General features: G+C 61.3%; 14 protein-coding genes. 7 read left to right on the top strand and 7 right to left on the bottom strand.

Annotated features, from left to right (window positions below):
• Positions 1-2: 2 nt before the first annotated feature.
• Positions 3-1,367, bottom strand: a complete 1,365-nt coding sequence (gene dacB / locus OF385_RS00410) for a D-alanyl-D-alanine carboxypeptidase/D-alanyl-D-alanine-endopeptidase (RefSeq protein WP_264276470.1) — start codon at positions 1,365-1,367, stop codon at positions 3-5.
• Positions 1,368-1,464: 97 nt separating this feature from the next.
• Here dacB and OF385_RS00405 point away from each other — a divergent pair, with 97 nt between their 5' ends.
• On the top strand, positions 1,465-1,944 hold the full coding sequence (locus OF385_RS00405) for an inorganic diphosphatase (protein ID WP_013347472.1): 480 nt from the start codon (positions 1,465-1,467) through the stop codon (positions 1,942-1,944).
• 60 nt (positions 1,945-2,004) lie between these two features.
• On the opposite strand, the gene OF385_RS00400 is transcribed toward OF385_RS00405, so the two are convergent.
• Positions 2,005-3,213 (bottom strand): DNA recombination protein RmuC, encoded by a 1,209-nt coding sequence (locus OF385_RS00400; RefSeq protein WP_264276469.1) that lies wholly within the window; start codon positions 3,211-3,213, stop codon positions 2,005-2,007.
• Positions 3,214-3,295: 82 nt separating this feature from the next.
• Here OF385_RS00400 and OF385_RS00395 point away from each other — a divergent pair, with 82 nt between their 5' ends.
• Positions 3,296-3,934, top strand: coding sequence for a pyroglutamyl-peptidase I (locus OF385_RS00395; RefSeq protein WP_264276468.1), 639 nt, complete (start codon positions 3,296-3,298; stop codon positions 3,932-3,934).
• A 9-nt stretch (positions 3,935-3,943) separates the two neighbouring features.
• Positions 3,944-4,156 carry a hypothetical protein gene (locus OF385_RS00390; RefSeq protein WP_264276467.1) on the top strand — a complete coding sequence of 71 codons (213 nt, stop codon included), beginning with the start codon at positions 3,944-3,946 and terminating at the stop codon, positions 4,154-4,156.
• Positions 4,157-4,313: 157 nt separating this feature from the next.
• Here OF385_RS00390 and OF385_RS00385 read toward each other — a convergent pair whose 3' ends face one another.
• Complete coding sequence (locus tag OF385_RS00385) at positions 4,314-5,714, bottom strand: PLP-dependent aminotransferase family protein (RefSeq protein ID WP_264276466.1); 1,401 nt, start codon at positions 5,712-5,714, stop codon at positions 4,314-4,316.
• A gap of 61 nt (positions 5,715-5,775) precedes the next feature.
• On the opposite strand from OF385_RS00385, the gene OF385_RS00380 reads away from it, so the two are divergent.
• Together OF385_RS00380 and OF385_RS00375 are read left to right on the top strand one after the other, a co-directional pair.
• Positions 5,776-6,411, top strand: a complete 636-nt coding sequence (locus OF385_RS00380) for a YczE/YyaS/YitT family protein (RefSeq protein ID WP_264276465.1) — start codon at positions 5,776-5,778, stop codon at positions 6,409-6,411.
• Positions 6,412-6,469: 58 nt separating this feature from the next.
• On the top strand, positions 6,470-7,072 hold the full coding sequence (locus OF385_RS00375; RefSeq protein ID WP_264276464.1) for a hypothetical protein: 603 nt from the start codon (positions 6,470-6,472) through the stop codon (positions 7,070-7,072).
• A gap of 37 nt (positions 7,073-7,109) precedes the next feature.
• Here the strand turns inward: OF385_RS00375 and OF385_RS00370 are convergent, their stop codons facing one another.
• Both OF385_RS00370 and serS read right to left on the bottom strand, forming a co-directional pair.
• The gene (locus OF385_RS00370) at positions 7,110-7,940 is read right to left on the bottom strand and encodes an HAD family hydrolase (RefSeq protein ID WP_264276463.1); all 831 of its coding nucleotides are present in this window, start codon (positions 7,938-7,940) and stop codon (positions 7,110-7,112) included.
• Positions 7,941-8,065: 125 nt separating this feature from the next.
• Positions 8,066-9,343, bottom strand: coding sequence for a serine--tRNA ligase (serS, locus tag OF385_RS00365; protein WP_264276462.1), 1,278 nt, complete (start codon positions 9,341-9,343; stop codon positions 8,066-8,068).
• 38 nt (positions 9,344-9,381) lie between these two features.
• Between serS and OF385_RS00360 the strand changes: the two genes are divergently transcribed.
• Positions 9,382-10,428 (top strand): diacylglycerol/lipid kinase family protein, encoded by a 1,047-nt coding sequence (locus tag OF385_RS00360; RefSeq protein ID WP_264276461.1) that lies wholly within the window; start codon positions 9,382-9,384, stop codon positions 10,426-10,428.
• A gap of 72 nt (positions 10,429-10,500) precedes the next feature.
• Here the strand turns inward: OF385_RS00360 and pheA are convergent, their stop codons facing one another.
• A complete protein-coding gene (gene pheA / locus OF385_RS00355) occupies positions 10,501-11,424 on the bottom strand; it encodes a prephenate dehydratase (protein WP_264276460.1) in 924 nt (307 codons plus the stop codon).
• Complete coding sequence (locus tag OF385_RS00350) at positions 11,421-11,747, bottom strand: rhodanese-like domain-containing protein (RefSeq protein WP_022874421.1); 327 nt, start codon at positions 11,745-11,747, stop codon at positions 11,421-11,423. The genes pheA and OF385_RS00350 overlap by 4 nt, the downstream gene beginning before the upstream one ends.
• Before the next feature lie 67 nt (positions 11,748-11,814).
• Here OF385_RS00350 and OF385_RS00345 point away from each other — a divergent pair, with 67 nt between their 5' ends.
• Positions 11,815-13,161 carry an amidase gene (locus OF385_RS00345; protein ID WP_264276459.1) on the top strand — a complete coding sequence of 449 codons (1,347 nt, stop codon included), beginning with the start codon at positions 11,815-11,817 and terminating at the stop codon, positions 13,159-13,161.
• Positions 13,162-13,189 lie beyond the last annotated feature (28 nt).

Below are 13,189 nucleotides of genomic sequence, written 5' to 3'. Positions count from 1 at the left end.
CTTTAGCTCTGGCAGCCGCAACCGCGGATGGCGGTTACTGCTGAGTCGATAATCGGCTTATGCGGTGCGAGTGTTCCGCCCGGTTGATGGGCAAAAATCGAGAAGGCCAGCAAGCGCCCGTCCTGGGTGATGGTCATGCCGGTCAACGTGGCTACCCCGGTCAGCGAACCGGTCTTGGCGCGCACCAATCCCAGTGTGGACGACTGGCCTAGGCGATTCATGAGCGTGCCGTTATAGCCGGCGACCGGCAGGGAGTACACCAGTTCGCGCAGTTCCGGCTTGGGGCTGGTGGCTGCCGCGCGCAATACCGTGGTCAGCGCGGCCGGTGAGATCTTGTCCTGTGCGGCCAATCCGCTGGTATCGGCCAGCTGCGCGCCTTCGGCGCCGTGTTCGCTGGCCACGGCGGCGACCGCTTCGCCAGCTTGCTCCGGGGCCATGCCGCGTTTGACGGCGACGAGCCGTCCCATGGTTTCGGCGATGTAGTTATCGGAGACCAGCAGCATGTGCTTGATGATCTGGCGCAGGGGCGCGGATTTCACTTCCGCGATCTGCTCGCCGCCGTCGTAGGAGCCCCGGCCTCCTTCAGCGACCTTCAGGGAGGCTGAGAGCTCTTTGGCGAAGACCTTGCGGACCTGTTCGGCTGCATCGGATTGGTAGGCGGTGCTGGTGCTTTCGCCGGCCCGTCCTGCGTAGTGCGCGATCGGGTACACCTCGCCGATGTTATTCGAGGTGAACAGCGACTTGTCCCAAGCGGAATTGTTATGGGCATCGCCGAAGAGCGAATCATCTAGCCACAGCGAGACTTCGCTGACACCGCGGGATTCCAGTTCCTTGGCGGTCTGCTCGGCCAGGGTGGCCAGGCCCGCGTAGCCCTTGGGGTGCGCCGGATCCGACTTCCCGTCGCCCAACAGCACATCACCCCCGCCGCGCAGGATGAGGGTGTCTCCATCTAGCAGTACCGAGGTGGACAGCTGGCTGTCTCCGCCCAGGGTGTCCAAAGCGGCCAACGCGGTCACGACCTTCAGGCTGGAGGCCGGGGTGCCGCTGGTCTCTGCGTTGCGGTGATAGAGCACCGTCTGGCTGGCGACGTCGACAACCTGCGCACTGAAGCTCGTGCCATCGGAGGTGCCGGCGAGGACCGCATCAAGTTTGGCGGTGAGCACGGAGGTGTCAGGCATCGGGGCATCAGGATCGAGATCTGCCACCGTGGCTGGGTGTTTTTCAGCCTGCTGGGCACTGGCCGGGGTGTAGAACGCTTCGGGTTCACCGGTGAAGAATCGAGGTGCCAGCACCATGGCCAGAATGACTGCAACCACAGCCAGCACGGCCACCCCCAGCGTCAGCGCACGTCGGGCGGCAGTGTTCATATGGTTACATTCCTCTCGAAGTTTTATCGAAGGGGGCCTGCGGGGCGATACCCTTATTAGCGGATAACCCTAAGACTAGTTTAGGAGCGTGCTTTTCATGAGCCACGACGTGACCATCGAGATCCCAACCGGATCGCGCGTCAAGTACGAGATCGACCACGAGACCCACCGCCTGCGTTTGGATCGCGTGCTGTTCACCTCGATGCAGTACCCAACCCACTACGGCTACTTCGACGATACTCTGGGCGAAGATGGCGATCCATTGGACGCCATGGTGTACATCCCTGGCGTTGACCTGATCCCAGGCGTTGTTGTCGAAGCCCGCCCAATTGGCGTATTCAACATGACCGACGATGGCGGTGGCGATGCCAAGCTGCTGTGCGTTCCTGCCGACAAGCGCTTTGACCACATCAAGGAACTTGAAGACATCGACGAATGGCTGATCAAGGAGATCGAGCACTTCTTCACCCGCTACAAGGACCTGGAGCCAGGCAAGTGGGTCAAGGCTGAAGGCTGGGAAGGCCGCGAGGCTGCCGAAGCTGAGCTGGCTCGCTCCATCGAACGTTTCAAGGCCTAGCCTCTTAGACTTAAGCTGAATTGGCGGTGACCCCTTGCGGGGTCACCGCCAATTTTGATTTTAGGCCTCGGGCAGCAACCCGGAGAGAACATCTTCTTGAGCGGATACTTCCAGGGTCTGCACGTCTCGCAGTGTCTTTTCGAGAACACGGCTACGGGTGCCCGCCGCACTGACGGTGTTCTGCGCTGCCGAGAGCTGCTTGCCCAGCTTGTCCCAAACATCCCCGTATTTGCGGAATTCCTCCTTGGCAGCCGAGAGGACCTTCCACACCTCGCTGCTGCGTTTTTCGATGGCCAGGGTGCGGAAGCCCATCTGCAGCGAGTTCAGCAGGCTCATCAATGTCGTAGGCCCGGTAACTAGAACCCGATACTCCGTTTGGAGCTTGCTGGCCAGGCCGGGGCTTCGCACCACTTCGGCGAAGAGCCCTTCGGTAGGCAGGTACATGATCGCGAAGTCGGTGCTGTAGGGCGGGGCGATGTATTTGCTGGAGATCAGTTTTGCCTGCTCGATCATCGCCCGATCCAGCGCCTTGGCTGCTGCATCGATCGCTGATTTCTCTCCAGATTCTTGGGCGTCGAGCAGCCTCTCATAATCTTCCTGCGGGAGCTTGGAGTCAATCGGAAGGTAGATGGTCCCGGCCTCGCGTCCGGGCAGGATCACCGCGAATTCCACTACTTCGCGACTTCCCGGGACGACCACAACATTCTGCTCGTATTGATCCGCGGTGAGGATATCTTCCAGCTGGCGCGAAAGCTGGACTTCGCCCCAGGAGCCGCGGCTTTTCACATTGGTGAGCACGCGCTTGAGCCCGCCGACATCCTGGGCCAGCGATTGCATTTCTCCCAACCCCTGCTGGACCATCTCCAGCCGCTTGCTGACCAGTTCGAAGGATTCGCCCAATCGCCTTTCGAGGGTTCCCTGCAACTTCTCGTCCACGGTCTCGCGCATCTTTTCCAGCTTGGCTTCATTGCCAGTGCGCAGCTTCTCCATTTCCTGCTGCAGCAGGTGCTGGATCTGGATGTGGCGGTCGGCATTGGATTCGCTCATGGCGCGCAGCTTCGCATCAATCTCGGAGCGCACTTCTCCCATGCCCTGGCGCAGTTCATTGCGCTGGGTTCCCAGCTCCTGGCGAAGCTCTGAATTGGCGGACCGCACCGAGTCCCGGATCTGGCCATCCTCAGTGCCTTGGGTGCGTCGAACCAGCAGCAGGGCGATACATGCCGTTGTGAGAATATTGAGGATGACGAGGACAAAAACTGCGATAACCATGTGCACCTATTCAACGGAAGCATTTGAACCTAGATTCAATCTCTATCAGCACGCACCGACAGTTTGAGGACATAATGGGCTCATGCACATTTTGGTGACCGGCTTCGAACCCTTCGGCAACGACCAGTTCAACGCGAGCGGCGAGGCCGTGCGGCTGGTTCCCGACAATGCCGATGGCCATCGAATCACCAAGGCGATCCTGCCGGTATCCTTTCAGCGATCTGGCGAGGTTCTGGCTGCTTTGCTGCAGGAGCACCTGCCGGACGCTCTGATCTGCGTGGGCGAGGCTGGCGGGCGAGTTGAAATCAGCCTGGAGGTCCAAGGCGCCAATGAGGATGACGCCCGCATCCCGGATAACGATGGCGCGCAGCCGATAAAACAGAGCATCGTTCACCCCGGGGAAACCTACCGTCCCGCGAGCTTGGATCCGGAAATGATCCTCCGGGCATTGCATCAGGCCGGCCACGGTGCTTACCTATCCGAAGACGCGGGCAGGTTTGTTTGCAACCACATCGCGTACCTCGCCTATGGGCAGACAGTACCTGCGCTGTTCATCCATGTTCCCGCGCTTCGACCTACAGGGCAGAAGCCCCTGGTGGGCGCCGAGACGGACAAGAGCGAGGCTGCGCTTAGGGTTCAACCTCGGACTGGCTACACACTCCCGGTGCTTGTCGAAGCACTGACCGTGGTCCTAGCGTCCCTTTCCGAGCAAACGGAATAGACTGCTGACATGGATAATGCACTTGCTCTAGACCCCGTTGAAGCCTCCGTGCTGCTTCTTTGGGCCGTCGGAGTCATCTACGTGTGCTGGCGCTTCGTTCAGTGCCGTTCGGTGTACATGCTGATCCTGCTGGTGGGGTCTTTTTGCATCCCGGGGCTTGGCATTTGCTACGCTGCCGGTCAGGCAATTCGGAAATTCACCAATCGCGAGGGCCGGGTCTGAGGAATGAATAAACCTGAAACTCGCTGGCTCGTACCATTGGCAGTCATCATGGGTGCTCTGTTTGTTGGCACCTACGCCCTCATTGCCCCTGGAGTATTGGCCGCCTGGCTGGATTAGTCCACGGATTGCCCCATCATGCCCAAGGATCGGTTCAATCTCACGCAGCCACCTTGTGCCATGCCTCGGCAATAGCCGGAAGCGCCCGCTCCAGATCGGCTCGGTCCTGGGCAAATGGCAAACGCAGATAGTGCTCCAAGCCGTGACCTTCAACAGCGAAGGTGGATCCTGGGGCAAGCAACACTGACTTGAGCTGTCGAGCCAGCGCGCTGGAACGCGGCTGCGGCAGCTGGCACCACAGGCTCAGGCCGCCTGCAGGCTTGTTGGGCTTCCACTGCGGCAGCAATCGTTGCAGTTCAGCGATCATCCAATCCCGGTTGTCCCGCAAGCCATCTCGGGAACCCTGCGCAAGGCTGGCGCCTGCATTCAGCAGGTTGGCCAGCACCAGTTGCTCCAGCACGGGCGCCCCGAGATCCATGCTCATGCGCGAGCGCGCGATGGCGCCCGAGAGATGCCGTGGCGTTCGGATCCAGCCAAGGCGCAATCCGCCCCAGTGCGATTTGCTGGCGCTGCCCACGGTGATGAGGTTCTTGGAAAAGGCGGCCATCGGCAAAACGTCCGGCTCGGAGTCAAGCCACAGCTCGGCGCAGGTTTCATCGATGATGCCGATGGTTCCCGCCCGGTCCAATTCCGCAGCCCAGCGTTCTCGCCTTGCGTCATCCAGCAAGGTTCCCACCGGGTTGTGGAAATCGGGCAGGCACAGCATCACTGCCGGGGATACTGTGCGCAAGGTCGAAGCGATCTGTTCCATGTCGGACCCGTCCTGCCCGATGGGCACCGCAGCGGTGCGAGCGCCATGCGCCTTGAGCGCAAGCAAGGAATTGGGGTAGGTCGGTGACTCAGCCAGCACGCTCTGCCCGCGACCCATGACCGCGCGTCCGGCGGCCGCCACCGAGGACAGCGCACCTGAGGTGACAACGATCTGATCGGGACCGGTGGGCAGTCCCTTGCGCGTGTAGTAATTGGCGAGGGCCAACCGCAACGGCTCGAGCCCCAATGGGTAGTAGCCCATTGTTGCCGCATAGCGCGGAAGCTGTTCCAACGCTGCTTGGAATTCTCCAAGCATTCCAGTCGGGGCGTTGGGTGCCGCGCAGGTCAGATCGAGCGCGGTGCTTCCGGGCATTGGCCCGAATCCGCCGAGCGGCAGTGGCTCTGCTCCGCCGGCAACCGGCCCTCCGGGAATCTGGGCGACTGTTCCCGAGCCCTGGCGGGAGCTGGCGTAGCCGCTATCGCGAAGTTCTGCGTAGGCACGTGAAATGGTGGTGCGGCTCAGCCCCAGTCGGGCCACGACTTCGCGTTCGCTGGGCAGTACCGAGCCATGCAGGATGCGGCCATTGGCTATGAGCGAGCGCAGGGTTTCAAAAAGCCACCGGTAGGCAGGTTGGGAAGTGTCGGCGGCTCCCAGCATTCCGGCGAGCGCAGCGGCTGTGACACGGCCCATAAGTCCACCTCTTCAAAATTGGCTATTTTTTACATGGCCAATTTAGCGGATTATTTTATTCATGACCATCACTAACCTGACACCGCGCCAACAGCTCGCCAGCGGGCGGTTGCCCTTGCGATTCTTCAACCTCTTCGCAGGCCTGTCCCTCTACGCCTTGGCAATGGCAATGATTATCAGGGCGCAGCTGGGCGTTGATCCGTGGGATGTATTGCACCTGGGCATCGCCAATCATGTGCCACTGTCACTGGGCACCATCATTATCCTGGTCGGAGCGTTGGTCTTGCTCGCATGGATCCCGTTACGCCAATGGCCGGGCTTGGGAACCATCGCCAACACGCTGTACCTCGGCGTGGCACTCGACTTTTTCCTGCGCTTTCTGCCTGAAATCAACGGTCTTGGCTGGCAGATCCTCACCCTCGTGGTCGCAATCCTCATCAACGGCTTGGGAGGCGCCCTCTACATCGGCAGCCATTTCGGTCCCGGCCCGCGCGATGGGCTGATGACCGGACTGCACCTGCGCACCGGGCTGTCGCTGCGACTGATCCGCACCGCACTGGAACTCTCGGTACTGGGCATCGGCTGGCTGCTCGGCGGCCCGGTGGGCCTGGGCACGGTGGCCTACGCGGTACTCATCGGACCAGCCACACAGCTCTTTGTTGCACGCACCAGCGTGCGATTGCCGCAACAACAATAACGGCAACATCTCGGGCAGTACTCGCGACAAACCCGCTTGCACAGGCAATACTGGAAACATGTTTGTCGTTGCGCTCAGCCCCCGGCCCCGCTCGGTTACCGATGTTGCCGACGCCAGCGAGCAATTGTGGCATCAGCTCTCCCAGGTGGACACCCTCGCGCCCTTTACCGCGCTGAGCGGGCAACTGCTGCTGGGCGTGCCCAGGGATCCCGACGCCGCGGTGGATGCACTTATGCGGGTAACAAGGTTGAACTTCTGCAATATAGGCTTGGGCATCGGCAGCCTTTATGAGCCGGTGCCAACCGAGGCGGACCTGGTTGAAGGCAAAGCTGCACGCCGGGCACTGGGCGCGCTCGAGGCAGCAAGCCATCGCGGCGAACGCGTGCCGATCTGCGTTTCCTCCGGCGCCGATGAGATGGATTCGGAACTGGAAGGCCTGCTGCGCATGCTCGGCCAGTGGATCCGTACCCGCACCGAAGCCGAATGGTCCGTGGTGGATCTGCTCACCCCGGGCGTGCGCGGCCAGCAGAAAGCAGTAGCCGAGATCCTCGGAATCACCCCGCAGGCGGTATCTGCCGCGATTGTGCGATCAGGCTACAACGATGAGCTCGGTGCCCGGGCTGCCATCTCCCGGTTGCTGGAATTCACCGACCAGCTCTAGGACACGGCAGGCAGCAGCCACTATCCCTGCAATAGGACTAGCCCTGAAGCAGCCCCTCGAGGATGATCGCCAAACCGTCGTCGTCGACTCCTTCGGTCACAGCGTCGGCTGCATCCTTGACCTCGTCTGGCGCCTGGCCCATGGCCACACCGTATCCAGCCCACTGGAGCATCTCGATGTCATTGCGGCCATCACCTACGGCCAGCGAATCGGCCAGATCAAATTTGAGGATTGCTCGCAGGCGCTCCAACCCGCTGGCCTTGGTGGTTCCGTCTGCTGCGATATCCAGCCAGGCCGTCCACCCTACCGAGTAGGTCACCCCGGACAGGCCCAGGCCTTGCACCGCATGCCCGAATTCCTCGGCAGTGTTGTCGGTGGAGAACACCACAACACGCACTGCCTTGTTGCCTAGTAATTCTTCGAAATCCACCACTCTGGTTTCGACGCCAAAGCTGGCATCGCCAAAGGTCTGGTTGGAAAGGAATTCACCGCGCTCGTTTTCCAGCGCGTATTTGGCCTTGGGAAGCTGCTTCCACAGGGCCTTGAGTGCTATAGAAGGATCAAAGACTTCACGGTGGATCACTTCGACGTCCCCGTCGCTCACCTTGGCCAGCACGCCGCCGTTGCTGACAACCACATAGCCGTGGTCAATGCCCAGATCTTCCATGACGGGAAGGGCAGCACCAAGGGAGCGTCCAGTGGAGATGACCACTTCATGGCCTTGCTCCACCACTGCCCGGGCTGCGTTGCGTACCCGCTGGCTCATATGGCCCTGATGGTTGACGATGGTTCCGTCCACATCAAGGCAAATCATCATTTTCTGCTTATTCAGTCGGTCGTCGTTGCCGATCTTTGTCATGACTGTCATGGCTCAAGTTAACCATCACCGCCACAATTTAGCGATGACCCACAGCACAGGCTCACTTGAACAGCTGGTTAAAAGCAGTTGCCGGCCATCCCGGAAGGATGGCCGGCAACTGATTGAGCCCTGATTTACTTGAGGACTTCGAGTCCACCAAGGTATGGCTGCAGGGCCTTGGGCACGTTGACCGAGCCGTCCGGGTTCTGGTGGTTTTCCAGAATCGCAACGATCCAGCGGGTGGTTGCCAAGGTGCCGTTCAGCGTTGCCACCGCACGGGTCTTGCCTGGCTTGCCGTCGACGATTTCGCGTTCGCGAATGTTCAGGCGGCGGGCCTGGAAGGTGGTGCAGTTCGAGGTGGAGGTCAGCTCGCGGTAAGCGTCTTGGGTCGGGACCCATGCTTCGCAGTCGAACTTGCGGGCAGCGCTCATGCCGAGGTCGCCGGCGGCGGTGTCGATCACGCGGTACGGAAGTTCCATGCGTCCAAGCATTTCTTCTTCCATGGCCAGCAAGTTCTGGTGCTCGGCTTCAGCGTCCTCGACGCTGGTGTAGATGAACATTTCCAGCTTGTTGAACTGGTGTACGCGGATGATGCCACGGGTATCCTTGCCGGCCGAGCCTGCCTCGCGGCGGTAGCACGAGGACCAGCCGGCGTAGCGGATCGGGCCATCGGACAGATCCATGATCTCGTCGGCGTGGTAACCAGCCAAGGCCACCTCGGAGGTGCCCACCAGGTACATGTTGTCACGCTCGAGCTTGTAGATCTCGTCGTCGTGGGCCACATCGAAGCCGGTACCCTGCATAGTCTCTGGGCGAACCAGGGTAGGAGTGATCATCGGGATGAAGCCGCGCTCCATCGCCACGTCCAGAGCCATGTTCATCATCGCTATTTCCAGGCGGGCGCCGATGCCCTTGAGGAAGTAGAAGCGCGAGCCAGAAACCTTGGCACCACGCTCCATGTCGATGGCGCCAAGCTTCTCGCCGATCTGCAGGTGGTCCAGTGGTTCAAAGCCTTCGGCCTTGAAGTCACGGACGGTACCCACGTGCTTGACAATGGTGAAGTCGTCTTCGCCACCGGACGGGATGCCGTCGATGATCAGGTTGGGAATCAGGCGCTGCAATTCGGTGCACTTGGCAGAAGCCTCATCAGACTGGGCCTGGGCAGACTTGACCGAAGCGGCCAGCTCTTTGACCTCGGCCAGCAGCGCAGAGCGCTCATCGCCCTTGGCCTGGCCGACCTTCTTGGAGAACGCATTCTGCTCGGCACGCAGGCGTTCGTAGGTGGCAATGGTTTCACGACGTGCCGTGTCAGCTTCGAGAAGCTGATCAATTAACGACTCGTCGGCACCGCGCGCGCGTTGCGAGGCACGGTACAGATCCGGATTTTCGGTGAGCATTTTCAGGTCGATCACACATTAAGCGTAGCAATCATGAGTACGATGAAAGCACTATGCAGAAAAATCGTGTGATCGTTTTCTCTGCCGTGGCCGCCGCAGCTGCCGCCGCGGCAACCAGTTGGTACTCGGTGCGCAAGCTGTCGCACTACCGAAAGCCTTCGGTGCAAGAGCCTGTTGCCGCAGAACATGCCACCGCGAACAAGGTGGCACTGGTCATCAATCCCTCCAAGTCAGGTGCTGAAGAGGCGCAGAGAGCCGTGGAGCGTGTTTGCGCCGAAGCGGGCATCGAAGCGCCGCTGGTGCTGCACACCACCAAGGATAATGCCGGCCAGGCTGCGGCCCGCGAAGCCTTGGATGCGCAATGCGACACAATTATTGCCGCCGGTGGCGATGGAACGATTCGCGCCGTCGCAGAAGTACTTGAAGGCACCGATGCGTCGCTGGGAGTCCTCCCGCTGGGCACCGGCAACCTGCTGGCCCGCAACGTCGATATCCCCATCGATGACCTGCACACCGCGGCGCTCGTGGCAGTGCGCGGCATGGTGCGGCGCATCGACGTGGGGCATATGAAGCTGAAGCTGCTCGATGGCGCAGAGGCGGACCACGCATTCCTGGTCATTGCCGGCGTTGGCACCGATGCCGATCTCTTCGACGACACCAATGAGGAGCTGAAGTCCAAGGTGGGCTGGCTCGCCTACTCGGAGGCTGGCCTGCGCCAGCTGCCCGGGAAGCGCAAGAAGGTCAACTTCAAGCTGGAAGGGGACGAGAACTGGCAGACCCGCAAGGTCCGCTCGGTGCTTTTCGCCAACTGCGGCAAGCTGCAGGGCTTGGACTTCGTCCCGGACGCCAAGATCGACGACGGCGTACTTGACGCGGTGATCCTGTCGCCGCGCTCCGCCGCTGGCTGGATGTGGATCCTGCTCAAGACCGCGTTCCGGGCCAAGAACAAGATTCCGGTGATGAGCTTCTACCAGACTCCAGGGGTTGCCCTGCGTTGCACCGAGCCGATGAATACCCAGATTGACGGGGATCCCACGGGGCAGGTCAACGAGCTGGAAGTCAGCATTTCACCAAGCGCGCTGCGCCTGCGCACCCCTTAGCAAAGAGCCCGCTCCAGGCAAACGAAAAGCCCTGGTGTTCCGTGAGGAGCAACAGGGCCTTCTGCATACCAGCTAGAACCGATCGCGCAGCGACTGCACCCAGGTGCGGGCGTCGCTGAACGCGGCATCTGAATTATGCGTGTCCACGAAGGGTTCTACGCCCTGGGCCGCCGGGTAGGAACCGAGGAAACGCAGCTCCGGGGACAAACGGTGCAAACCCGAGAGTGCCGCGGCGACACGTTCGTCGGCGACGTGGCCCTCGAAGTCAACAGAGAAGAAGTACTGGCCCAGGCCCTGACCGGTGGGACGCGATTCAATACGCGAAAGGTTCACGCCGCGCGCAGTGAATTGCTCAAGGAGTTCCATCAGGGCACCGGGACGGTCTTCGGGCAGAGGCAGGATCAGCGTGGACTTGTCCACGCCGCTGGGTGCCGGGATCTTTCCCGGACGTGTAACCAGGATGAAGCGGGTGACCGCCCCGATATTGTCTTCCACCCCGCGCACCAAGACATTCAGTCCGCGTTCTTCAGCCACCAACGGGTTGCAGATCGCCGCGTCATGCTGCGGGTCGTCCTCGATGAGAGCCACCGCGGCGGCCGCGGTGGACGAGGCCGGGGTGAAGACCGCACCGGGGATATTCGCTTCTGCCCACAACCGGCATTGCGCCCACGCGTGCCCGTGGGTGGAGATGAGCTTGATCTGGTCCAGCGAATCGATGCCCGGGCGTGCCGCCAGCACGAAGGTGATGGGTACGAGGATCTCTGCGACAATCTGCAAGGACTGGCCCTGGGCAATGGCATCCAGGGTGGCCGAGACGCCGCCCTCCACCGAATTCTCAATGGGCACCATGGCGGCGTCAACGCTTCCATCACGCACCATGGCAAGGGCCACGTTCACGTTCGCTGCAGGGATGCGCTGAGCGTCGGGTGCCCCGGGAACCTGCAACAGCGCCGACTCGGTGAAGGTGCCGGCAGGTCCCAGATAGGCATATTTCATCGGACGGTTGGCTCCTGGCCATTCTCCGATTCCATCGGCAATCCGGCTTCAATCCACGAGTCGGATCCACCGGCAATGTTGAATGCGGTGTAGCCCATGCCCGTCAGCCACGATGCGGCCTGTGCGGAACGTCCGCCGGTACGGCAGATCACGTAGGTATCGACATCCGGATCCAGTTCGCCAACACGCTCTGGCAGGGTGCCGAGCACGATGTGGGTGGCACCGGTTGCGTGGCCAGCTTCCCATTCGAAGTCTTCGCGCACGTCAAGGATGAAGGCATCCTTTGGGACATCGTTGACCGAGACAGTCTCAAAATCGCTCACAGCTAGCATTCCTCACTTATAGGGTGTTTGCTTATAAGACTAGTCATTTCCTGCGTCGAAAGCTGACATGTTTCCCTCCAGTGCCTTGAAATTGCGAGACGAGCTGGCTCGTGGCGAGATTTCCAGCCGCGAGCTCACCGAGCACTACCTGAACCGCATTGAACAGCAGCAAGATCTGGGCGCCTTTGTGCATGTAGCCGAGGACGCCATGTCCGCAGCCCAGGCGGCCGATAAGGCGCAGGTGCGGGGCGAGCTCGGGCGGCTGCATGGGTTGCCGACCGCGTTCAAGGATCTTAATGACGTTGCAGGGATGCCGACCACTTATGGTTCGGCCGCCGTGGATCATCCGGTCGCCACCCGTGACCACTCGCTGGTCCAGCGTTTGCGCGATGAGGGTGTGGTCATTCTCGGCAAGACGCAGGTGCCCGAATTCGGGCTGAGCAGCCATTCGGAAAATCTGGTGGCCCCGCCCTCGCGCAACCCTTTTGATCCGCAGCGCTCTTCCGGAGGTTCTTCGGGCGGCCAGGCCGCCGCGGTAGCTGCCGGAATGATTGCGGTGGGCCCTGGGTCCGATGGCGGCGGATCGGTGCGCATTCCGGCTGCGGCCTGCGGGCTGATCGGGCTCAAGCCATCCCTGGGCCGGGTGCCCTCGGATGTGCAGGACGGCTATGTCGACCCGTTGGGTGCGCCAAAGCTCACGGTCTCAGGCCCGCTGGCCCATGATGCCCTGGACGCGGCAATGCTGCTGGATGCGATGCGCGGCAAGGACCACTATCTGCCGCTGCTGCAGGGAAGCTACCCGGACCGCCTGAACGGATTGAACATCGGATTCAGCGCCCATTCGCCCTTTGAATCTGTGTACGACATCTCCCTCTCCCCCGAAGCCCAGGCGGCTTTTAAGCAGGGCCTAGGGCTTCTGGGCGAACGCCACCGGGTGCAGCCGGCGGATCTGGACTATGCCACGGACTATCCGGAAACCTTTGCCACGGTGTGGACCAACGGGCTGAAGGACGTACCGATCAATGACGAGTCGCTACTGGGCGAGTTGGCGCGGGACTACCGTCGCCGGGCCGCCGGACGATCGCTGGAGCAGAACCTGCAGGCGGGGTCGAGGCTGAAGCAGATCGCCGCCGATTTTGTGCGCCAGTGGTCGGCCTTCGACGTGATTGCGACCCCCGCCATGGCGAGCATTCCACCGCTGATCGGGCACTATACACAATCCACGGCCGATCGCGATTATATGTTGCAATGCCAGTACACCCCGTACACCTCAATGGTGAACGTCGCCTCAGTCGCTGCCATCACCATTCCGGTCACGACAACCAGCGATGGGTTACCGATGAGTATTCAGCTGATTTCCCCGCGTTCTGACGAAGGACTCCTGCTGGCGCTGGCGGCCCAGATGCAGGTGTGAGCTTTCCCATATAAGTAGGTACTCGGGT

This window comes from Glutamicibacter sp. JL.03c, assembly GCF_025854375.1.
In the GTDB taxonomy this organism is placed as follows: domain Bacteria; phylum Actinomycetota; class Actinomycetes; order Actinomycetales; family Micrococcaceae; genus Glutamicibacter.
Note: the sequence above shows the minus strand (reverse complement) of the source record. Positions and strands in the feature narration are given on the sequence as shown.